Source organism: Qipengyuania sp. (assembly GCF_048550555.1).
Classification (GTDB): domain Bacteria; phylum Pseudomonadota; class Alphaproteobacteria; order Sphingomonadales; family Sphingomonadaceae; genus Qipengyuania.
Window position 1 is genome coordinate 1 of sequence record NZ_JBLYYF010000018.1, and the last position, 21685, is coordinate 21685.

General features: G+C 66.8%; 23 protein-coding genes. 8 read left to right on the forward strand and 15 right to left on the reverse strand.

Features of this window, described 5'->3' with window-relative positions; genetic code table 11:
- Nucleotides 1-689 (forward strand): electron transfer flavoprotein subunit beta/FixA family protein (locus ACN4E0_RS03960; RefSeq protein WP_419565806.1); only part of this gene is annotated, 689 nt, incomplete at its 5' end.
- A gap of 28 nt (nt 690-717) precedes the next feature.
- Nucleotides 718-1647: an electron transfer flavoprotein subunit alpha/FixB family protein gene (locus tag ACN4E0_RS03965; protein ID WP_419565808.1), complete on the forward strand. Its 930-nt coding sequence runs from the start codon at nt 718-720 to the stop codon at nt 1645-1647.
- A 54-nt stretch (nt 1648-1701) separates the two neighbouring features.
- Here the strand turns inward: ACN4E0_RS03965 and ACN4E0_RS03970 are convergent, their stop codons facing one another.
- The 6 genes from ACN4E0_RS03970 to ACN4E0_RS03995 form a co-directional block, all read right to left on the reverse strand.
- Nucleotides 1702-2913, reverse strand: a complete 1212-nt coding sequence (locus ACN4E0_RS03970; protein WP_419566265.1) for a DUF445 domain-containing protein — start codon at nt 2911-2913, stop codon at nt 1702-1704.
- Nucleotides 2914-2978: 65 nt separating this feature from the next.
- Nucleotides 2979-6455, reverse strand: coding sequence for an efflux RND transporter permease subunit (locus ACN4E0_RS03975; protein ID WP_419565811.1), 3477 nt, complete (start codon nt 6453-6455; stop codon nt 2979-2981).
- A gap of 15 nt (nt 6456-6470) precedes the next feature.
- Nucleotides 6471-7673 carry an efflux RND transporter periplasmic adaptor subunit gene (locus ACN4E0_RS03980; protein ID WP_419565813.1) on the reverse strand — a complete coding sequence of 401 codons (1203 nt, stop codon included), beginning with the start codon at nt 7671-7673 and terminating at the stop codon, nt 6471-6473.
- Between the two features lie 236 nt (nt 7674-7909).
- A complete protein-coding gene (locus ACN4E0_RS03985; RefSeq protein ID WP_419565816.1) occupies nt 7910-8173 on the reverse strand; it encodes a GlsB/YeaQ/YmgE family stress response membrane protein in 264 nt (87 codons plus the stop codon).
- 139 nt (nt 8174-8312) lie between these two features.
- The gene (locus tag ACN4E0_RS03990; protein ID WP_221602178.1) at nt 8313-8612 is read right to left on the reverse strand and encodes a DUF1153 domain-containing protein; all 300 of its coding nucleotides are present in this window, start codon (nt 8610-8612) and stop codon (nt 8313-8315) included.
- Nucleotides 8609-8902: a hypothetical protein gene (locus ACN4E0_RS03995; protein ID WP_419565818.1), complete on the reverse strand. Its 294-nt coding sequence runs from the start codon at nt 8900-8902 to the stop codon at nt 8609-8611. Before ACN4E0_RS03995 ends, ACN4E0_RS03990 begins: the two co-directional genes overlap by 4 nt.
- 104 nt (nt 8903-9006) lie before the next feature.
- On the opposite strand from ACN4E0_RS03995, the gene mnmA reads away from it, so the two are divergent.
- Nucleotides 9007-10161, forward strand: coding sequence for a tRNA 2-thiouridine(34) synthase MnmA (mnmA, locus tag ACN4E0_RS04000; RefSeq protein WP_419565821.1), 1155 nt, complete (start codon nt 9007-9009; stop codon nt 10159-10161).
- On the opposite strand, the gene ACN4E0_RS04005 is transcribed toward mnmA, so the two are convergent.
- Entirely contained in the window at nt 10158-10502 is a 345-nt protein-coding gene (locus ACN4E0_RS04005; protein ID WP_419565824.1) for a hypothetical protein, read from the reverse strand. The two genes, mnmA and ACN4E0_RS04005, sit on opposite strands and share 4 nt — an antisense overlap.
- A 31-nt stretch (nt 10503-10533) precedes the next feature.
- Here ACN4E0_RS04005 and ACN4E0_RS04010 point away from each other — a divergent pair, with 31 nt between their 5' ends.
- Nucleotides 10534-11664, forward strand: a complete 1131-nt coding sequence (locus ACN4E0_RS04010) for a serine hydrolase domain-containing protein (RefSeq protein WP_419565826.1) — start codon at nt 10534-10536, stop codon at nt 11662-11664.
- On the opposite strand, the gene ACN4E0_RS04015 is transcribed toward ACN4E0_RS04010, so the two are convergent.
- From ACN4E0_RS04015 to pdxH, 3 genes are read right to left on the reverse strand one after another with little or no spacing between them, the layout of a single operon-like run.
- A complete protein-coding gene (locus tag ACN4E0_RS04015; RefSeq protein WP_419565829.1) occupies nt 11661-12458 on the reverse strand; it encodes a PhzF family phenazine biosynthesis protein in 798 nt (265 codons plus the stop codon). The genes ACN4E0_RS04010 and ACN4E0_RS04015 overlap by 4 nt on opposite strands.
- On the reverse strand, nt 12455-13390 hold the full coding sequence (locus ACN4E0_RS04020) for a cation diffusion facilitator family transporter (protein ID WP_419565831.1): 936 nt from the start codon (nt 13388-13390) through the stop codon (nt 12455-12457). The genes ACN4E0_RS04015 and ACN4E0_RS04020 overlap by 4 nt, the downstream gene beginning before the upstream one ends.
- A 10-nt stretch (nt 13391-13400) precedes the next feature.
- Nucleotides 13401-14009, reverse strand: coding sequence for a pyridoxamine 5'-phosphate oxidase (gene pdxH, locus ACN4E0_RS04025; protein ID WP_419565834.1), 609 nt, complete (start codon nt 14007-14009; stop codon nt 13401-13403).
- 191 nt (nt 14010-14200) lie between these two features.
- Between pdxH and ACN4E0_RS04030 the strand changes: the two genes are divergently transcribed.
- The 4 genes from ACN4E0_RS04030 to ACN4E0_RS04045 are packed head-to-tail and all read left to right on the forward strand — an operon-like array spanning nt 14201 to nt 17413.
- A complete protein-coding gene (locus ACN4E0_RS04030) occupies nt 14201-15148 on the forward strand; it encodes a DnaJ C-terminal domain-containing protein (protein WP_419565837.1) in 948 nt (315 codons plus the stop codon).
- Nucleotides 15149-15151: 3 nt separating this feature from the next.
- Nucleotides 15152-16168, forward strand: a complete 1017-nt coding sequence (locus ACN4E0_RS04035; RefSeq protein ID WP_419565839.1) for a YihY/virulence factor BrkB family protein — start codon at nt 15152-15154, stop codon at nt 16166-16168.
- Nucleotides 16165-16968, forward strand: a complete 804-nt coding sequence (fabI, locus tag ACN4E0_RS04040) for an enoyl-ACP reductase FabI (RefSeq protein ID WP_419565841.1) — start codon at nt 16165-16167, stop codon at nt 16966-16968. Before ACN4E0_RS04035 ends, fabI begins: the two co-directional genes overlap by 4 nt.
- A gap of 46 nt (nt 16969-17014) precedes the next feature.
- Nucleotides 17015-17413: a GFA family protein gene (locus ACN4E0_RS04045; protein WP_419565843.1), complete on the forward strand. Its 399-nt coding sequence runs from the start codon at nt 17015-17017 to the stop codon at nt 17411-17413.
- Between the two features lie 6 nt (nt 17414-17419).
- Here ACN4E0_RS04045 and wecC read toward each other — a convergent pair whose 3' ends face one another.
- From wecC to ACN4E0_RS04070, 5 genes are all read right to left on the reverse strand, one after another.
- Nucleotides 17420-18685 (reverse strand): UDP-N-acetyl-D-mannosamine dehydrogenase, encoded by a 1266-nt coding sequence (gene wecC / locus ACN4E0_RS04050; protein ID WP_419565845.1) that lies wholly within the window; start codon nt 18683-18685, stop codon nt 17420-17422.
- Nucleotides 18686-18848: 163 nt separating this feature from the next.
- Nucleotides 18849-19973, reverse strand: coding sequence for a non-hydrolyzing UDP-N-acetylglucosamine 2-epimerase (gene wecB / locus ACN4E0_RS04055; protein ID WP_419565846.1), 1125 nt, complete (start codon nt 19971-19973; stop codon nt 18849-18851).
- Between the two features lie 39 nt (nt 19974-20012).
- Nucleotides 20013-20585, reverse strand: a complete 573-nt coding sequence (locus tag ACN4E0_RS04060) for a hypothetical protein (protein WP_419565848.1) — start codon at nt 20583-20585, stop codon at nt 20013-20015.
- 91 nt (nt 20586-20676) lie between these two features.
- The gene (locus ACN4E0_RS04065) at nt 20677-21204 is read right to left on the reverse strand and encodes a demethoxyubiquinone hydroxylase family protein (protein WP_419565851.1); all 528 of its coding nucleotides are present in this window, start codon (nt 21202-21204) and stop codon (nt 20677-20679) included.
- Nucleotides 21201-21677 carry a disulfide bond formation protein B gene (locus ACN4E0_RS04070; protein WP_419565854.1) on the reverse strand — a complete coding sequence of 159 codons (477 nt, stop codon included), beginning with the start codon at nt 21675-21677 and terminating at the stop codon, nt 21201-21203. Before ACN4E0_RS04070 ends, ACN4E0_RS04065 begins: the two co-directional genes overlap by 4 nt.
- Nucleotides 21678-21685 lie beyond the last annotated feature (8 nt).

Below are 21685 nucleotides of genomic sequence, written 5' to 3' on the forward strand. Positions count from 1 at the left end.
AGGCCGACGGCTCGGGCGTCGACCTCGCCAACGTCAAGATGAGCATGAACCCCTTCGACGAAATCGCCGTCGAGGAAGCCATCCGCATCAAGGAAGCAGGCAAGGCCGAAGAGATCGTGGCCGTCAGCATCGGCCCGGCAAAGGCGCAGGAAACGCTGCGCACCGCGCTGGCCATGGGTGCCGACCGCGCGATCCTGGTCGAGACCGACGACGAGGCCGAGCCGCTGGCCGTCGCCAAGATCCTCAAGGCGATCGCCGAAGAGGAACAGCCCGGCCTGATCCTGCTCGGCAAGCAGGCGATCGACGACGATTCGAACCAGACCGGGCAGATGCTCGCCGCGCTGATGGGCCGCCCGCAGGGCACCTTCGCCAACACCGTCGAGGTCGAGGGCGACAGCGTCACCGTGAAGCGCGAAGTCGACGGCGGCCTCCAGACCGTCAAGCTGACCATGCCCGCCATCGTCACCACCGACCTGCGCCTCAACGAGCCGCGCTATGCCTCGCTGCCCAACATCATGAAGGCGAAGAAGAAGCCGCTCGACACCAAGTCGCCGGCCGATTTCGGCGTCGACACCGCGCCGCGCCTCAAGACCACCAAGGTCGCCGAGCCGCCGGTCCGTCAGGCCGGCGAGAAGGTCGAGGACGTCGACGCGCTGGTCGCCAAGATCAAAGCCCTCGGCATCGCCTGAGCAACACTGAACGAGAAGGAAGACAGCCATGAAAACCCTCGTTTGGGTCGAACACGACAACAAGAGCCTCGCCGACGCGACGCTGGCCGCGGTCACCGCGGCGGGCAAGCTGGGCGAAGTCCACCTGCTGGTCGCCGGCGCGGGCTGCCGCGCGGTGGCCGAGGCAGCCGCCAAGATCGCGGGCGTGGGCAAGGTCCACCTCGCCGACGACGCGGCCTACGAACACGCGCTGGCGGAAAACGTCGCCCCGCTGGTGGCCGATCTGATGGGCCATCACGACGCCTTCGTCGCGCCCGCCACCACCACCGGCAAGAACGTTGCCCCGCGCGTCGCCGCGCTGCTCGACGTGATGCAGGTCTCGGACATCCTTTCGGTCGAAGGCGACAAGACCTTCACCCGTCCGATCTACGCCGGCAATGCCATCGCGACCGTCGAATCCTCCGACGAGAAACTGGTCGTCACCGTGCGCGGCACGGCCTTCGAAAAGGCCGCGGCCGAAGGCGGCTCGGCGGAGATCGAGGAGGTTTCGGGCCCGACCGATGCCGGCATCTCGACCTTCGTCAGCGAGGAGATCGCCGAGAGCGACCGCCCCGAACTGACCAGCGCCAAGGTGATCGTCTCGGGCGGCCGCGCGCTGAAGGACGCGGAGACCTTCGAACAGGTCATCACCCCGCTCGCCGACAAGCTCGGCGCCGGGATCGGCGCGAGCCGCGCGGCGGTCGATGCGGGATACGTGCCCAACGACTACCAGGTCGGCCAGACCGGCAAGATCGTCGCTCCCGAAGTCTATATCGCGATCGGCATCTCGGGCGCGATCCAGCACCTTGCGGGGATGAAGGATTCGAAGACCATCATCGCCATCAACAAGGACGAGGACGCCCCGATCTTCCAGGTCGCCGACATCGGCCTCGTCGCCGACCTGTTCAAGGCCGTGCCGGAGCTGACCGAAAAGCTCTGATTGCAAAGCCGGTTCAAGAGAAAGGGCGGGCTGTTTGGTCCGCCCTTTTTTGTATCAGATCACGTAGACATCCAGCGCATGGATCGTCACCCCCACCAGCCCCCCCACCAGCGTGCCGTTGATCCGGATGAACTGCAGGTCGCGGCCGACCGCGCCCTCGACCCGGTCGGTGATGGTCTGCGCATCCCAGCGCTTCACCGTTTCCGACACCAGCCGGACGATCTGGTCGCCATAGCGCGTCGCCACGCCCACGGCGGTGCGGCGGGCGAAGCGGTTGACCTGACGCTGGAGCCGCTCGTCGTCGCGTAGCGCCGCGCCGAGTTCGCCCAGCGTGACGCCGATATAGTCGTGGCCGGTGCCGCCCGAACTGCGGATGGTCTGGATGAGATTGGCACGCAGCCGCTCCCACACGCCCTGCCACCACTCGCCGATCGCGGGGTTCTCGAGCAGCTCGCGCTTCATCCGCTCGACCCGCTCCTGCATCTCGGGATCCTCCTTCAGACCCCGGGCGAGTTCCTGCAGCCCCTCCTCGATCTTGTCGCGCAGCGGATGCTCGGGATCGACCAGCACCTCGGCGAGCAGCTTGTAGAGGCCGTCGAGCACCGAATTGGCGAGCCGCTCGTCGAGTCCGGTGAAGCGCAGCACGGCATTGGCGCGCTTGTGCACCATGTCGCGCACCATCGCCTCGTTGTCCTCGAGCACCAGCCCCGCCCAGCGGATGATCTTGTCGATCAGCGGCTTGTGCCGCCCGTCGGCGATCATCGCCTCGAGCATGCCGCCGAGCAGCGGAGCGATGTCGAGCTTGCCGAGCTGGCTCTTGATCCCGCTGCGCACCTGCGTGCCGAGCCGCTCGGGATCGAGCGATTCGAGCACTTCGATCGCCAGCTCGCCCGCGCCGGCGCGGATGCGCGAGTCCCTGGTCGCCTTGGGATCGGCGAGGTAGCTGCCCACGGCGTGGGCGAGGTTCATCGACCCCATCCGCCGGCCGACGACGGCCGGGGTGAGGAAATTCTCGCGCAGGAAGCCCGCCATGGTGTCGGCGATGCGGTCCTTGTTCTCGGGGATAATCGCGGTGTGCGGGATCGGCAGGCCGAGCGGATGGCGGAACAGCGCGGTGACCGCGAACCAGTCCGCCAGCCCGCCGACCATCGCCGCTTCGGCGAAGGCGTGGAGATAGCCCCAGGCGGGGTGCAGGTCGAGATAGCGGCCCGAGAGCAGGAACAGCCCCGCCATCAGCACGATCAGTCCGGTCGCCGTCCGCCGCATCGCGCGCGCACGATCGGGCGAGAGAGGCGGCCGCGCGGTCGGCAGGCCGGCGGGGATGCGGTCGCTCACTCGGCCGGTTCGATCCCGGGTTCATGCGCTCCGGCACCGATTGTCCCGCGCACATCGTCGCCATCCTTGTAGGTCAGCAGGCGGTTGCGCAGCCACGGGCCGGCACGCTTTTCGAAGCCATCGGCAAGACTGAAGCCGGCGGGCACGATCAGCAGCGTCAGCAGCGTCGACAGGATCAACCCGCCGATCACCACCGTGCCCATCGGCGCGCGCCATGCGCCATCACCCGAACCCAGCACGCCCGAGAGCGCGGTGGGCACCATGCCCGCGGTCATTGCTACCGTGGTCATGACGATCGGCTGGGCACGCTTGTGGCCCGCATCGACGATCGCGTGGAGCTTGCGCGTGCCCTTGTCCATCTCCTCGATCGCGAAGTCGATCAGCAGAATCGAGTTCTTCGAGACGATGCCAAGCAGCAGCAGGATGCCGATATAGACCGGCATCGACTGCGGCTGGCCGAACAGCCACACGAGCAGGATGCCGCCGAGCGGGGCGAGCGCGAGGCTGGTCATGTTGACCAGCGGGCTCATCAACCGCTTGTAGAGCAGCACCAGCACGGCGAAGACCAGCAGCACGCCCGAGACGATCGCGATCAGCAGGCTGGTGATCAGTTCCTGCTGCCATTGATCCTCGCCGACGACGTCGCGGGTGACGCCCTGCGGAAGGTCCTGCAGGATCGGCAGCGCATCGATCTTGGTCTGCGCCTCGCCCTTGATGACGCCCTGCGCGAGATCGGCACCGACCAGTACGCGGCGGTTCTGGTTGTAACGCTGGATCGTCGTCGGGCCCGAGCCGAAGGAGATATCGGCCACGCGCGAGAGCGGAACCGACCCACCGCTGGCGGTCTGCACCGGCAGGTTCCTGATCGTCTCCAGATTTTCGCGCGATTGTTCGGGGAGCTTGACGCGGATTGGAATCTGGCGGTCGGACAGCGAGAATTTCGCCGCGTTCTGCTCGATTTCGCCCATCGTCGCGATGCGGATCGTCTGGCTCAGCGCGATGGTCGTCACGCCGAGTTCGGCCGCGAGGTCCTCGCGCGGCTCGATGATCAGCTCGGGCCGGTTGATGTCCGCGCTGATGCGCGGGGCGACCAGCATATCGATGCCCTTCATCTGTTCGACCAGCGTCGCCGCCGTGCGGTTGAGCAGTTCGGGATTCGAGCCCGCCAGCATCACGGTCATGTCGCGACCCGAGCCGAAGCCGCCGGATTGCGAAGCGAAGCGTACCCGCGCGTCGGCGATCTGGGCGAAGGTCGGCGCCAGCGCGCGTTCGAATTCGATCGAGGTACGCTCGCGATCGGGCCGCAGCGAAACATAGATCGTCGCGCGCCCTTCGCGAACGCGTTCGAGCGCCCGCTCGACTTCCTGCTGCTCATAAAGGATCGCGGCGACCTGGTCGGCCACGCGTTCGGTCGTTTCGAGCGTGGTTCCGGGCACCATCTCGATTTCGACGCGGCTGTTCTCGTCGTCGATCACCGGCTGGAACTGCGCCGGCACGATGCCGAACAGCAGGATCGTCAGCAGCAGCGAGAAGTAGCCCACGCCGAGCATCCAGATGCGGTGGTCGAGGAAGCGGGCGTAGAGATACTGCCAGGCCTGGGCCATGTGATCGCCGAAGCGGCGGACGACCAAGCCGATGATCCTAAAGAAGGCCAGCGTGGCGATGAAACCGATCGCCAGAGACACCGCAAGCTGGACGAGGCCGATGAGCGTGGCGATGAACTTGAGGAAGCCGCCGACATTGGGATCGCCGCCGGTGACGAGGTCGGGCAGGCCGAGCCCCTGAATCATGCCCGATACCGTGAAGGTGGCCATCGCAGAGACGGCCAGCGCCCCGAGTACGACCAGGAACATGGAAAGGATGTAAAGCCAGCGGTGTCGCGGGCCGTCGATGTCCTGTCGCGCGGCGAACATCTTGCCGCGATCGAGCGACCAGCGCAGCACGTTCATGTAGCGGTCCATCAGCGGACCCTCGCCATGCGCAGCCTGCCCCTTGGCCTTGAGGAAATAGGCCGCCAGCATCGGCGTGATCATGCGTGCCACGGCGAGCGACATCAGCACCGCGACCACCACGGTGAAGCCGAAGTTCTTGAAGAACTGGCCCGAGATGCCCGGCATGGCGCCGACGGGGAAGAACACCGCGACGATGCAGAAGCTCGTTGCGACCACCGGCAGGCCGATTTCGTCGGCCGCGTCGATCGACGCCTGATAGGCAGTCTTGCCCATGCGCATGTGTCTGACGATGTTCTCGATCTCGACGATCGCGTCGTCGACGAGCACGCCCGCGACCAGCGCCAGCGCCAGCAGCGAGAGCTGGTTCAGGTTGAAGCCGAGCAGATCCATGAACCAGAAGGTCGGGATCGCCGAGAGCGGGATGGCAACTGCCGAAATCGCGGTCGCGCGCCAGTCGCGCAGGAAGAAGAACACGACGACCACGGCGAGCAGCGCGCCCTCGATCATCGCCGCCATGGCGCTTTCGTACTGGTCCTTGGTGTATTTGACCGTGTTGAACAGCGGGATGAACTTGACGCCCGGGTTCTCCGCTTCGATCTCCTTGATCTTCTCGAGCGCCCCTTCGTAGACGGTCACGTCCGAGGCACCCTTGGCGCGGCTCATGGCGAAGTTGACGACCTCCTTGTCGCGCACCTTGCTGATCGAGGTTCGCTCGGAATAGCCGTCACGCACCGTGGCGACATCGGCGAGCTTGACCGTGCGGCCGCCACCGAGCTGGATCTGGCGCTGGCTCAGCGCATAGGCATCATCGCTGTTGCCGAGCACGCGGACCGACTGCTTGGTCCCGCCGACTTCGGTGGCACCGCCGGCGGCGTCGATATTGCTCTGCCGCAGCACGCCGTTGATCTGGCTGGCAGTGACGCCGAGCGCCTGCATCTTGGGCAGGTCGAGAATGACCTCGATCTCGCGGTCGACCCCGCCGAAGCGGTTGACTTCGGCCATGCCCTCGATCCCGAGCAGCTGCTTGGCCACGGTATCGTCGATGAACCAGCTGAGCCCCTCGATCGTCATGTCGTCGGCCTCGACCGCGTAGATCGCGAGGAAGCCGCCCGAAATTTCTTCCTTGGTCACGCGCGGTTCGATGATTCCGTCGGGCAAAGAGCCGCGAATCTGGTCGACCGCATTCTTGACCTCGGCCACGGCATCGTTGGGGTCGGTGCCGATCTCGAACTCGATGAAGGTGTTCGAATTCCCCTCGCTCGCGGTCGAGTTGATCGAACTGACGCCGTTGATCGAGCGCACAGCAGATTCGACGCGCTGGGTGATCTGGTTCTCGATCTCGGTCGGCGCGGCGCCGGGCTGCGAGATGGAGACGTTCACGGCGGGGAATTCAATGTCGGGGTTGTTGACCACGTCCATCCGCGCAAAGGCGATCAGCCCGGCGAGCAGCAGCGCGGTGAACGCGACCAGCGGAATCACCGGGTTGCGGATCGACCAGGCGGAGATGTTGCGGAAGCTCATCGAATTGCCCTCTGCTCAGTCGCGCTTGGCCAGCTGGGCCTTGACCGTTTCGCCTTCGGTCAGGAAGCCGCCGGCGCGCAACACCACGCGTTCCGACCCGGTCAGTCCCTCGCTGATGACGATCCCCTTGCGGGTCACGGCGCCGGTGGTGACCGGGCGACGCTCGGCCTTGTTCTCGCCGTTGACGATCAGGACGTAGGCTCCCTGTTCGTCCGACAGCACGGCGCTTTCGGGAAGGATCGGCGCGACTACCGTGCCGCTTGCGATGGTCGCAGTGGCAAAGCCGCCCGGGCGCAGGCCCGGCGCGTAGGACAGCGCGATCCGCGCGGTGCCCTGGCGGTCCTGCTGGTCGATGGTCGGCGACACCTGCCACACCTGGCCGGTGAACAGCTTGTCCGTGCCGACGGGGCGGATTTGCGCGGTGGTGCCGACCGAGATCGCCGCGAGCGAATCCTCGTTGAGGCGCGCGCGGAGTTCCATTTCGCCGCCGCGCGCGATGCGGAACAGGGGCGGCGATCCGGCGCCGACCGTCTGGCCGGTTTCGACATTGCGCTCGAGCACATAGCCCGAAGCGGGAGCGAGCACGTTGAGGCGGGCGTTGCGCGCACGCAATTCGCCCAATTGCGCTTGGGCCACGCGAACGCGGGCATTGGCGGCATCGCGGGTCGCAGTGAGGCGATCGACATCGGCATCGGAGACGAAACCGCGCTCGACCAGCTTGAGCGCGCGGTCGAGATTCGCCTGCGCAAGCTTGGCATCGGCCTGGGCGACCTGGACGTTGGCGGCAGCGCTCTGGACCTGCTGCGACTGGACCGACTGGTCGATGCTGGCGAGTACCTGGCCCTGCCGCACCCAGTCGCCGGCATCGACCGGCACCGAAACGACCCGACCGCCTTCGCCTACCACGCCGACGGGCATGTCGCGACGGGCAGCCAGCGTCCCGGTGGCTGTAATCTGGCCTTCGACGGTGGTCTTGCCCGGCGTCACGACAGTGACCGTCGGAGCCTGGGAATCGTCGTCGCCGGCGGGCGTGGCGGTGCCGCTGCCACGCATGGCGAAGAAGGTGGCGATGGCGAGGCCGAGCACGATCAGCGCGCCGATGAGGATCAGGCGGCGCTTGCTGCGACGTTCGGAGGCTTCGAGTTCGGCGGGATCCTCGCCCAGGCCGAACGTGATCGGCTCACCCTTCTCGGCCATCACTCCAGATTCGTAGTTCATACCGTACCATGCCCCAGAAGCGCTGCGGATCAGCAGTGTATTACATTGCTATATCACTTAGCGCAAGAATTTCGCAATCGGGAGGTAGACGGGCGGCGGGCAGAGAGCAATCGACGCTTCGACCGGGGGCGTCTGAGGCTGGACGAATGTCGCATGGCGACCACACTCGGGATCTCACGAAAAAGGGGCGGGACGCCGTTCCGACGTCCCGCCCCGATCCGTTGAAGTGCTTGCCCTTAGCGGACGCGGCCGCGCTGGACCATGTTGGCGATACCCAGCAGCACGATCGCGCCGAGCAGCGACATCAGCAGGCCGGGAACGCTGAAAGTGGTGAGAGTGGCACCGATGCCGATCAGCGAGCCGATGAAGCCGCCAATGAACGAGCCGATGATGCCGACGATAATGTTCCAGAAGATGCCCATCGAGGCGTCGCGGTTCATCACCAGGCTGGCGAGCCAACCGATGATCCCACCGACGATAATTGCGATAATCCAACCCATTCCAATTCCTCCTGTTTTCCCGCCAGGACCCTGTACCTTGCCAACGGTCAGGCGCGACAGGCGGTTCCCCGATTAATGCCGGAGATGGAATGGGAGCGTGTGTTCGGGAGTTTGGTTCCCGCGCCGGATCGCGGCGCGGTCAGTATTTGAGCTGGCGTTCGTAGAGATCGCGATAGTGCTGGATACGCGTCACGCGCAGGCCCTGCATGCCCGAACGGTCGACCGCGCGCTGCCAGGATGCGAATTCCTCGAGGCTGAGCGAATAGCGCTCGAGAACCTCGTCGATCGTCAGCAGGCCGCCGTTGACCGCAGCCACCACCTCGGCCTTGCGACGGACCACCCAACGCTTGGTGTTGGGCGAAGGCAAGTCCTTCAGAGTCAACGGTTCCCCGAGGGGACCGATAACCTGCGCAGGGCGGATGTCCTGGTTTTCGATCATTCTTTCTCTCTGTCGCCTTGGGCCGCGTTACCTGCGGCATCCCCAAGACCTAGGCCGACGGCTTTGCCATCGCTTAAAGCAGCTTGGTTAACGGCCAGTTTACTTTCTTGGCAGCCTTCGCGGCGGGCTTCGGCGAACGCGTTGAATCCACCGTCGATCTTGTCCAGTTCGTCGCGCAGCTCGCGAGTCGCCGCCAGCTTGGCGACCAGATCGGTCCAGCGGAACTGGCGCAAACCGGTGCTTTCGCTCGCTTCCTCGACGGATTTCGCTTTGAAACGGCCCTCGTACATAAGGGTGCAATAGCCCCGCATGGTAAACGTTCCGTGAAGCCCCACCTGCGGGGCCTACGGTGTCCCACTGGAAGCGGCGGGCCAAGCCGTGTATGGGGCCCGCCATGCCCGCAATCGGAACCCTCTTGCCGGACCAGGCGGCCGCCCTGTTCGACCTGCCCCGGCCGGCCGCCGAATGCCGCGTCGTGGTCGCCATGTCGGGCGGCGTCGACAGCTCGGTCGTCGCCGCGCTGGCGGCGCGGACGGGCGCGGAAGTCATCGGCATCACGCTGCAGCTCTACGACTACGGCGCCGCCACCGGGCGCAAGGGCGCATGCTGCGCCGGCGACGACATCCGCGACGCCCGCGCGGTCGCCGAACGGCTCGGCATCGCCCATTACGTGCACGACCACGAGAGCGCCTTCCGCGAGGAAGTGGTCGAAACCTTCGCCGACGATTACCTCGCCGGGCGCACGCCGGTGCCCTGCATTCGCTGCAACATGGGCCCCAAGTTCACCGACCTGCTGGCGATGGCGCGCGAGCTCGGTGCCGATTGCCTCGCCACCGGTCATTACGTGCGCCGCGTCATGGGCCCGGCCGGCGCGGAACTGCACCGGGCGCAGGACCCGGCGCGCGACCAGTCCTATTTCCTCTACGCGACCACCGAGGAACAGCTCGACTTCCTGCGCTTCCCGCTCGGCGGCATGCCGAAGACCGAAGTGCGCGAGCTCGCCGAGGCGGCGGGCCTGCGCAACGCCGCCAAGCCCGACAGCCAGGACATCTGCTTCGTGCCCGACGGCGATTACGCCAGGATCGTCAAGAAGATGCGCCCCGAGGGGGGCCGGCCGGGCGCGATCGTCCACGCCGCGACGGGCGAAACGCTGGGCGAGCACAAGGGCGTGATCCACTACACCGTGGGCCAGCGCCGCGGGCTAGAGATCGGCGGCCAGCCCGAACCGCTCTATGTCGTCGGGATCGATGCCGCGGCGGCGCAGGTCATGGTCGGCCCCAAGCGCATGCTCGCGGTCACCGCGGCGCGAATCGTCGAGACCAACCGGATCGGCCCGCTGCCCGACGTCCCGCTGACCGCCAAGGTGCGCAGCCTCGCCAGGCCGGTGCCGATCGTGCTCGAGGGCCCGATCGGCGGCGGCGCGGCGACCGAGATCCGTTTCGCCGACCCCGAATTCGGCGTCGCGCCCGGACAGGCGGCGGTGATCTATGCCGGCGAGCGCGTGATCGGCGGCGGCTGGATCGATTCGACCCGCCGGGTAGTCGCCTAGCGCCCCCACTCCCTGAGGACGCAGCCGTAGCCTTCGCGGTAGGTGGCGGTGTCCGATGCGATGAGCGGGATCGAAGCAGTCACGCTTTTCGCCTGCACGTCCTCGCTGAGCGAGACCAGCTCCATCCCCTCCAGCTTGTCCTTGGCGCAATCGTCGAGGCTGCGCCCGGCGACGAAGCGACACGAGCAGCCGACCCGCGCGGCATAGGCCGAACCGGCCTCGCCCGTCCTGCGCAGGTCTGCGCCCCAGGCGAACCAGGCGGCGCCCAGCAGGGCGGCGAAGAGCAGCACCAGTATCAGCCGGAAGCGCATGTTGCGCGCGCGTGTTTTGGCCGTTGCCAAGCGGGATTCCTTCGTGCGAGTGACGCGGGCCATGACCACGCGGACCGCCCCCCTTATCGCGCTTGCCCTCGTCACCTCAAGCCTTGCCGGTTGCGGATCCTCGGGGCCCCCGGCCGAACCCCCGGTGAGCGAGGAAGCGCTCGCCGCGGTGACCGCGCATCCCGGCGCGCCGACCCGGCCGCTGGCGCGCGCCGCCGACGATCTGTTCACGCTCGACGGCCTCGGCGAGACACGTGCGCTGGTGGTCTATCATGGCGGCCGGCTGGCCGTGGAACGCTATGCCCCCGGCTATGACAAGGATACGCGGTTCGTCAGCTGGTCGATGGCCAAGACCGTCACCGCGGTGCTGATCGGCATGCTGGTCGCCGACGGCCAATTGCGGCTCGACGCGCCAGCGCCCGTTCCTCGCTGGCAGCGCACCGGCGATCCGCGCGCCGAGATCACCCTGCGCCACCTGCTGCAGATGCGCAGCGGCCTCGACCATACCGAGGCGGGCGATCCGCCGTGGGAAAGCAGCGAGGTGCGCATGCTGTTTCTCGACGGGCGCGACGACATGGCCGATTTCGCCACCGCCCAGCCGCTCGAGGCCGAACCCGGCGCGAAGTTCGAATATTCGTCCAACACCACCGTCATCCTGGCCGACATCGCCGCGCGGGCGCTGACCGACAGCACCGACCCCGACGAGCGACGCAAGGCGGTGGCGGACTATCTCGAGGCGCGGCTGTTCGGCCCGCTGGGCATGACCAGCGCGGTGCCCGAATTCGACCGTTCGGGCACGCTGATCGGCGGCAGCCTGATCCACGCCACGGCCCGCGACTGGGCGAAGTTCGGCGAGCTGCTGCGCAACAAGGGTTCCTATCGCGGCGAACAGCTGGTCCCGCGCGCCTGGGTCGAGGAAATGGTCAAACCCAGCCCGAAGAGCCCGCAATACGGCCTGCAGATCTGGCTCAACCGCCCGCTGCCCGAGGGCGAGGAGCACCCGCTGTTCCCCGACCGCGCGCCGCACAGCGCCTTCTCGCTGATCGGCCACATGGGCCAGTACGTCTTCGTCTCGCCGAACCAGAAGCTGACCGTGGTGCGGCTCGGCCATTCGAACGCGCCCGAGCGCGAGGCCATGCTCCAGCAGCTCGCCGACGTGATCGAGCTCTATCCGGAGAGCTAGGGCAGGAAGAAGCTGCCTTCTACCACGGTCACGCAGGACCCCGACAGGATCGCCCTGTCGCCATCGCGGCGGCAGGTCGCATGGCCGCCGCGCTGCGAGGCCTGGAAGGCGGTGAAGCTTTCGCGACCGAGACGCTCGGTCCAGAAATAGGTCAGCGCGGCATGCGCCGAGCCGGTAAAGCTGTCCTCGTCGACCCCGCCGCCGGGGACGAAGACGCGGCTCACGACATCACTGTCCCTGCCCGGCGCGGTGCAGATGAACTGATCGTTGCCCAGCGCCCCCAGGCCGCGCAGGTCCGGATCGAGCGCGCGCACCTCGTCCTCGCCGGGGAAGAGGTAGACGCCGTAGCGATCGGGGCTGAGCCAGACCTCCTGCGGCTCGGCGCCGAGCAGCGCCACCGCCTCCGGCCAGGCATCGGGCGCAGTGCGGATCAGCGGCAGCGCGAGTTCGTAGCCCTCCCCGGCGCGTGCCACCTCGAGCACCCCCGCCTTCCGGGTGCGGAAGCGGACCCGATCGCCCCCGTCGCGGCTCAGCAGCACATGCCCGCTGGCGAGCGTGGCATGCCCGCACAGGCGCACTTCCTCCGACGGGGTGAACCAGCGCAATTCCCAATCGGCTTCGCCTCCGGCATCGGGCACGACGAAGGCGGTTTCGGCGAAATTGTTCTCTTCGGCGATGGCCTGCAGCGTGGCGTCGTCGAGCCATGCCTCGAGCGGCATCACCGCAGCCTGGTTGCCTGAAAATGCCTGCGAGGCGAAGGCATCCACATGCCAATAGGGGAGCGTGCGGGTCATGCGTCCTTCTCCAGCTGCGCGAACTCGTCCTTCTCGACGAGCGGATTGTTTGGCTCGTCGACATGGCCTTCGGGATCGATGTGGATGAGCAGCTCCATCTCCGGAAACTGGCGGCACAGGTCGGCCTCCACCCGTTCGATGATGGCGTGCGCTTCCTCGATGGTCATGGCCGGCGGCAAATCGACATGGAACTGGACGAAATCGCGATGGCCGCTGGTCCGCGTGCGCAGGTCGTGAAGATTCGACAGCTCGGGATGCTTCGCCGCCGCCTCGACGAAGGCGATTCGCTTCTCCTCGGGCCATTCGCGGTCCATCAGATCGTCGACCGCATCGCTCGCCCCGCGCCACGCACCGAAGGCGAGCCAGGCAGCGATGGCGAGGCCGAACAACGGATCGGCGAGGCTGAGGCCGAGATACTGGTCGAGCACCAGCGCGGCGATGACCGACAGGTTGAGGAGCAGGTCGGACTTGTAGTGGAGGTGATCGGTCCGGATCGCCAGGCTGCGCGTGCGGCTCATGACATGGCGCTGCCAGCCGAGCAGCGCGAAGGTCAGCACTATCGCCACCGCCGACACGGCGATGCCCTCGCCCGCCGCCGATGTCTCACCCTGCCCCGCGAGTTGCATCACCGCGCGCACCGCGATGCCGAAGGCCGACAGCGCGATCAGCATGACCTGGAAGATCGCTGCCAGCGCCTCCGCCTTGCCGTGCCCGAAGCGGTGGTCCTCGTCGGCCGGCATCGAGGCGACCCACACGCCGGTCAGCGTCGCCATGCTGGCGATGAGGTCGAGCGCCGAATCGGCGAGGCTGCCGAGCATGGCGGTCGAGCCGGTGCGCCAGGCGGCCCAGGTCTTGAGCGCGACCAGCACCACGGCGACCGAGATCGAGGCCATGGCGGCCGAGCGGGCGAGAAAGGCGCGGTTGTCGGTCATCGCGGTGCCATCACGGATAGAGCAGCGTGTTCGACCACGCCGCATCCGCACCGTCGCGGGTGAACAGGCGCCGGTCGTGCAGGCGGTACTGGCGGTCGTGCCAGAATTCGATTCGCCGCGGGCTCAGGCGGAACCCGGTCCAGTGCGGCGGGCGCGGAATATCGCCTTCGGGGTAGCGCTGCTCGAGCGCGGCGACGCGGTCGAGATAGACCTTCCGGTCGGGCAGCGGGCGCGACTGGTCGCTCGCCGCCGAGCCGATCTGCGAGACGCGCGGGCGCGAATGGAAATAGGCGTCGGCCTCCACCTCGCTCACTTCGTCGAGCGGGCCCTCGATGCGGATCTGGCGGCGCAGGCTCTTCCAGTGGAACAGCAGCGCGGCGCGCATATTGGCGCGAATCTGTTCGCCCTTGCGGCTTTCGGCATTGGTATAGAAGACGAAACCGTCGGTGCCATGGCCCTTGAGCAGCACCATGCGGACCGAAGGCAGGCCTTCGGGAGTCGCCGTCGCCAGCGCCATCGCGTTGGCATCGTTGGGCTCGCTTTCCTTCGCTTCGGCGAACCACACTTCGAACAATGTGAGCGGGTCGCTCGGGGGGATGGCGCTCTCGTCGTCCTGCATCGGGCCTTTCCTACAGACTGGAACACATGGAACACTGTTCAGGAGCAAAATGCGCTACGACCCGTTTTTGCCCGGTAGCCGGTGCAAGCAGGAGAGAAACGCCGTCCATGAACCATCCCCTATCCCCATTGCGCCGCATAGGAAACCGCATCCGCTTGCATGCGCGAGGCGTCGCAACTAGCTAACACACCATGGCCGACCCCTATACCACCCTAGGCATCGCGCGCGGCGCGTCCGAACAGGACATCAAGAGCGCCTATCGCAAGCTCGCCAAGGAGCTGCACCCCGACCGCAACAAGGACAATCCCAAGGCGGCGGAGCGCTTCAGCCAGGTCACCAATGCCTACGACCTGCTGTCGGACAAGGACAAGCGCGCGCGCTTCGATCGCGGCGAAATCGACGCCGACGGCAATCCCGCGAATCCCTTCGCGGGGATGGGCGGCGGCGGCTTCCGCCCCAATGGCGGCGGGCAGCGCGGCTTCCGCGCCGAGGATTTCCAGGGCTTCGGCGGCGAGGACGTCGATCTCGGCGACATCTTCGAAGGCCTGTTCGGCGGGCGCGGCCAGCGCGGCGGGGGCAGCCCATTCGGCGGCGGGCAGCAACGCCGCCAGCCGCCGCAGAAGGGCGCCGACATCGCTTACAAGCTGCGCGTGCCGTTCATCGATGCCGCGACCCTGAAAGATCAGCGAATCACGCTGGCCGACGGCAAGACGATCGACCTGAAGCTGCCCAAGGGTGTCGAGGACGGCACGCAGATGCGGCTCAAGGGCAAGGGCCAGCACGGCCCCGGCGGCGCGGGCGACGGCCTCGTCACCATCGCGATCGACAAGCACAAGGCCTACAAGCGCGAGGGCGACGACGTGCGCCTCGACCTGCTGATCACGCTCGACGAGGCGGTCAACGGCGGTAAGGTGCGCGTTCCCACGGTCGATGGCCCGGTGATGATGACCATCAAACCCGGAACGGATGGCGGCACCGTGCTGCGGCTCAAGGGCAAGGGTTTCACGCGCAAGAACGGCACCCGCGGCGACCAGCTGGTCACGCTCGAAATCCAGCTTCCGGGTGACCTCGACGAGCTGGCGAAGCGGCTCCAAGGATGGAAGGACGAGAGCGATCCGCGAGCAGGACTCGGGGTCTAACACTTGTCGTCGGAGCCCTTTTCGGACCTTCCCGAGCGCGAGATTCACTCGCTCTCGCCCGAGCAGCGCAGAAAGGAGGCGCGCGATCTGCGCGAACGCCTCGAACGGCGCGTCGGCCCGGGAACCCGTGCATGGGACGTGGCCAAGCGGACGCTGATCGGCACCTATAACGACGGCTTCATCCACGCCGGCAATCTCGCCTATCTGTCGATGCTGGCGATCTTCCCCTTCTTCATCCTCGGTGCGGCGATCTTTTCCGCCTTCGGCGAGGCGGCCGAGCGTGCGGCGATGATCAACGCGGTGCTCTATGCCCTGCCGCGAGTGGTGCGCGACGTCATCGAACCGGTGGCGCGCGACGTCATCGAAGCGCGGAGCGGCTGGCTGCTGTGGGTCGGCGCGATCGTCGGGCTGTGGACCGTCGGCAGCCTGGTCGAGACGATTCGCGACATCTTGCGGCGCGCCTACGGCACGCACTCGACGCATGCCTTCTGGAAATACCGCCTGTTTTCCTCGGGGGTGATCCTGGCCGCGGTCTTCCTGCTGCTCGTCAGCCTGATCGCGCAATTCCTGATCGGCACGGCGCAAGAGGTGATCGAAGCCTATTACCCGCAGCTGGTCGACCGGGTGATGGACCTGCGCCTGTCGCGCATCGTCCCGGCGCTGGGCCTGTTCGGCTCGCTCTATCTGCTGTTCTATTCGCTGACCCCGTCCAAGTACCGCCGCAAGCGCTATCCCAAGTGGCCCGGCGTGCTGCTGACGACGCTGTGGTGGATCGCGGTGACCACGATCATGCCGGCGGTGCTGCGCAATTTCTTCGCCTATGATCTCACCTATGGCGCGCTCGCTGGCGTCATGATCGCGCTGTTCTTTTTCTGGCTTGTCGGGCTCGGCGTGGTTATCGGCGCGGAACTGAATGCGGCGCTCGCGGAAACGCCGGAAGAGGAAATGGTCGAGGAAACCGACGAGAACCGCCGGGCCGCGCTGGCCCGCGAGATGGAAGAAGAGGAGCACGCCCTATGAGCGGGTTGATGGCAGGTAAGCGCGGGCTGATCATGGGGCTCGCCAACGACAAGTCGCTGGCCTGGGGCATCGCCAGGCAATTGCGCGACCAGGGCGCGGAACTTGCTTTCTCCTACCAGGGCGAGGCGCTGAAGAAGCGCGTCGGTCCGCTCGCCGAACAGCTCGGGAGCGATTTCCTCATCGAATGCGACGTGTCGGACATGGCCGCGCTCGACAGCGCCTTCGACGCGCTCAAGGCACGCTGGGAAACGATCGATTTCGTCGTCCATGCGATCGGCTTTTCGGACAAGAGCGAGCTGCGCGGGAAATATGTCGACACCAGCCTCGACAATTTCCTGATGACGATGAACATCTCCGCCTACAGCCTTGTCGCCGTATCGCAGCGGGCGGCGGCGATGATGCCAAACGGCGGCAGCATCCTGACGCTGACCTATTACGGCGCGGAGAAGGTCATCCCGCACTACAACGTGATGGGCGTGGCCAAGGCGGCGCTCGAGACGAGCGTGAAATACCTCGCCAACGACCTCGGCCCGCAGAACATCCGCGTCAATGCGATCAGCGCCGGGCCGATCAAGACGCTGGCCGCCAGCGGCATCGGCGACTTCCGCTACATCCTCAAGTGGAACGAGCTGAATTCCCCGCTGCGCCGCAACGTGACGATCGACGATGTCGGCGGCTCGGGCCTCTATTTCCTCTCCGACCTGTCCTCGGGCGTGACCGGCGAAACGCACCATGTCGATGCCGGTTACCACGTCGTCGGGATGAAACAGGAGGACGCACCCGACATCGGGCTTGTCTGAAGTGAGCGTTCGCGATATGTTCCTCGCGAGTCGAGAGGAGACGGCGATGTTGACCGGTGGATGCCAGTGCGGCGCGGTACGCTACGAAGTTCAGGGCGAAGTGGCGCATCATGCGCTGTGCCATTGCGCCGATTGCCGCGCCTCGTCGGGCGCGCCGGCGACGGCGTGGATGGCCTACGAGGCCGAAAATTTCCGGGTCATCAAGGGTGAGGCGGTCGGCTACAATTCGTCGGGCGATTCCTGGCGCCACTTCTGCGGGACCTGCGGCACGGGGCTCTACTTCATCAACGAAACGAGTTTGCCGGGTATCGTCGATATTCAGTCCGCGACGCTCGACGATGCCGCCGACCATGCGCCCGGCGCGCAGATCCAGACGGCCGAGCGGTTGCCCTATATGGCCGAACTCGGCGCGATGCCCGAGTTCGATCGCTACCCCGGAGCGTGACGCTAGTCAGGCGACGTCGGGCCAGATGCCGCGCGTGTCGTAGACAGCCTTGGCCTGCCGCTCTTCGGGCGGGATGACCTTGAACACATCGTGGTCGACCAGCGTGATCAGCACGCCCGATTTCTCGAGCGCGGTGTCGATATCGACCAGTTCGGCGCCGGTCCCCTCGAATTCCTTCGGCAGTTCGCCCGCATAGGGCTCGACCACTTGCACGCGCTCGCCGAATTCGCGCGCGAGCGAGGCGGCGACGTAGCGCGCCGGCGATTCGCGGAAGTCGTCGATATTGGCCTTGAAGGCGAGACCGAGGCAGGCGACCTTCGCGCCCGGATTGGCCTCGACCAGCGCCTTCGCGCGGGCGAGAACGTGGTGCATCTTGGCGTCGTTGGTCTCGCGTGCCTGGCGGATGATCTTCGCCTCTTCGGGCGCACCGTGGACGATGAACCACGGGTCGACCGCGATGCAGTGCCCACCGACGCCCGGCCCCGGAGTGAGGATGTTCACGCGCGGATGGCGGTTGGCGAGGCGGATCACCTCCCACACGTCGAGCCCCTGCCGGTCGGCGATCATCGAGAGTTCGTTGGCGAAGGCGATGTTGACGTCGCGGAAGGCGTTCTCGACCAGCTTGGTCATTTCTGCCGACCGCGCATCGGTGGTGACGCACTCGCCCTTCACGAAGCGCTTGTAGAAGGCCAGTGCCTTGCGCGCACAGCGCGGAGTGATGCCGCCGATCGAGCGGTCGTTATGCGTCAGCTCTTCGAGAATCTTCCCCGGCAGCACGCGTTCCGGGCAATAGGCGATGCTGACGTCGGGCTGGCCGTCGCAAAGGCCGGGCATGGCGAGATCGGGGCGTTTGGCCGCGATGGCATCGCGCATCGCCTCGGTCGTGCCGACGGGCGAGGTCGACTCGAGGATCACCGTGTCGCCCTTTTTCAGGACCTCTGCGACCGTCTCGGCGGCGGCCATGACATAGGAGGTGTCCGGCGTATGGTTGCCGTCCTTGGCGAAGGGTGTTGGTACCGCGATGACGAAGACGTCGGCGGGCGCGACCTCGGTCGAGGCCTCGAGCAGGCCGCGCTGGACCACCGCCTGGACCAGCCCGTCGAGATCGACCTCCTCGATATGGATCTCGCCGCGGTTGATCGTGTCGACCACGCGCTGCGTCACGTCGACCCCGTGCACCGGGCAGCCCGCGCGCGCGATGATGGCAGCGGTAGGCAGGCCGATATAGCCGAGGCCGATGACGCAGACGTCGGGCTTGGTATCACCACGCATGAAGAGTGTTTCCCTGATCCTTTGCGCGAGGGTCTAGCGCCTGTCGGTAAATTTTACAGTAATGGAGGTTCGATCTTTCCTAAGTCATTGCGAGGAGCCGCAGGCGACGCGGCAATCGGGACGGTGCGAGACCGGGTTGCTTCGCTGCGCTCGCAATGACTGGCTAGGCGTGGGCAAGGAGCTCCGCGATCCGCGCGGCCGCATGGCCGTCGCCGAAGGGATTATGCGCCCGCGCCATCGCCTCATAGGCCGCCTCGTCGTCGAGCAGGCGGGTGGTCTCGCGGACGATCGACGCCGCATCGGTGCCGACGAGCATGGCCGTGCCTGCCTCGACCCCCTCGGGCCGCTCGGTCGTCTCGCGCATGACGAGGACGGGCTTGCCCAGTGCGGGCGCCTCTTCCTGCACCCCGCCGCTGTCGGTGAGCATCAGATGGCTGATGTCGAGCAGGCGCGCGAAATGCGGGTAGTCGAGCGGCTCGATCAGCGCGACATTGTCGAGCCCGGCGAGTTGCTCGTTCATCACGGCCCGCACATTGGGGTTGAGATGGACCGGAAAAATAACCGCCACGTCAGGGCGTGACGCGATGTCCCTAACCGCATTGGCGATATTCTGCATGCCTTCGCCGAAGTTCTCCCGGCGATGGCTGGTCATTCCGATGATCCGCTTGCCCGCGAAACGGCGCTCGAGATCGGTGAGTCCCGCGGCGAGAGCCGGATTCCGTTCGACCCGCTGCGTCACCCAGTACAGCGCATCGATCACCGTGTTCCCGGTCACATGGACCGTGGCCGGATCGACATTCTCGCGCAGCAGGGCGTCGCGCGCGGTGTCGGTCGGCGCGCAATGGAGCGCGGCGAAGCTGCCGACGACGCGGCGGTTCACCTCCTCGGGCCAGGGATGGTGGATATCGCCGCTGCGCAAGCCCGCCTCGACATGGCAGACGGGAACCCGGCGGTAGTAAGCGGCGATCGCGCCCGCCATCACCGTCGTGGTGTCGCCCTGCACCACGACCCAGTCGGGCCGCTCCGCATCGAGCACCTTGCCGATCTCGACCAGCGCGCGGGCGGTCAGCGCATCGAGCGTCTGCCCCGGGGTCATCAGGTCGAGATCGTGGTCGGGCACCACGCCGGCGATGGCGAGCACCTGATCGAGCATCTCGCGATGCTGCGCCGAAATGCACACGCGGCTCTCGAACCGCTCGTCCTCCGCCAGCGCATGCACCAGCGGGAACAGCTTGATCGCTTCGGGCCGTGTCCCGAATACGGTGAGGATTTTCCGGCGCGAACTCATGTCCGGCCTAGTAACCGCAAATGGTTAAGCGGCGATAGACTAGCCGGGATCGCTCGTGGTTTCGGGTTGGGGCAGCGGCTCCGCGCCGGGGGTCTCGGCCGCGCGCTCGCGTTCGAGCCGTTCCATGTATTCGCGCTCGATCATTTCCACCCGTTCCTGCTCGGCGGCGGCGTCCTCGTCGATCGTCGAAAGGCGCTTGGCCCGTTCGGCGGCGATGATCTCGCCGAAGCGCACGCCGGCATTGTTGGCCTTGTCGGCATAGGCGGCGTTGATCATCTCCTGCGTGCAGCCGGTGAAGCCGCCCGCGCCCGTGGGCGAGCACGACATGGTGCCGAAATCGCCGACCATCTCGAAGCTCTCGACCCGTTCGGCCCACGACTGGTTTTCCGGGCTCTCCGAAAGGCGCAGGGTTTCCGGAATGCGATAGCGTTCGCTTTCCCCCTTGCGCGCGCAGACGACGATCTGTTCGGGCGTGCTCTGCGGGCATTCGTCGTCGCCATAGACGATGATCATGTTGTAGCTGTCGTCGCCCGCATCGGCGGCGTCCTGCGCCTGCGCGGAAACAGGCAGGGCGAGAGCCAGGCCGGCCAGGGCAATCAGCGGTTTGGTCATCGTGCGTCCTCTTCGCGAATGGGGCGGCGGGCATTGAGCGCCCGCACGGGTGAACTGTCAATGAAGCGCATGCGCAGACCGGCGGTTCCGCTCACACGCGCTCCGAAATGCGGATCGCGGCACGGCATCCGAGACGTATCAGCCCCGACAATAGCGGATAGGCCGGGGCGCGCTCCGCCCCCGCCGCCAGCGCGGCATCGCGGTGCTCGCGCTCGTCATCGCGGAACTCCTCGATCATCGCCGCCAACTCGGGATCCTCGCCGCTCTCGTGGAGCTGGTCGAGCTGGCGCGAATAGTGATCGTCGATCTCGGTCTCGATCGCCGCGGTGCAGGCCATCGCGGCTTCGGGGCCGAGCAGCGCGGTGGCTGCCCCCAGTGCGAAGCCGGCACGGTCCCAGAAGGGCTGGAGCGCGGTGGGCCGGACGCCGCGCCGCGCCATCAGCGCGTCGAACTTCGCCCGGTGACCCGCTTCCTGTTCCGCCATGCCGGCGATCTCGGCCGAATGCGGACCGCGATCGCCCATCACCGCGAGCTGGCCGGCGTAGATGCGGGTGGCGCCGAACTCGCCGGCCTGGTCGACACGGATCATGCGGGCGAGATGGTCGGGCAGCTGGGTCATGCGCGGCGATCCTTCACCAGAAGAGTCAGGATGGCCAGCCCGGCGGCGGTCGAAATCAGGAAATTGAAGCCCGCCAGGCTGATTCCCAGCAGCGTCCAGGCCGGCTCGTCGCAGCGCACGAGCGGAGTGTTCATGATATTGTCGAGTGCATTGCCGCCGCCCGTCGAGGCGATCGCGGCACAGGAGGTTATGCCGGGCCACCAGCCGTATTCGACCCCGGCATGAAACAGGCCGATCGCCCCCGACGCCAGGATCGCCAGCGCCGCGAGCGCGGTCCACAGCCGCGGCGGCGGCACGGCGAAGGCGAGCATCGCCAGGCCGAGCGCGGCGAAATGCGGCCAGCGCTGCCACCAGCACATCTCGCAGGGATAGAGGCCGAAGCCGTATTGCGAGACATAGGCGCCGCCGAGCAGGGCGGCGGGCACGGCTAGCGCCAGAAGACGGGCGAAGCGGGCGGGCTGCGAAAGGCTCATGCCCCGCG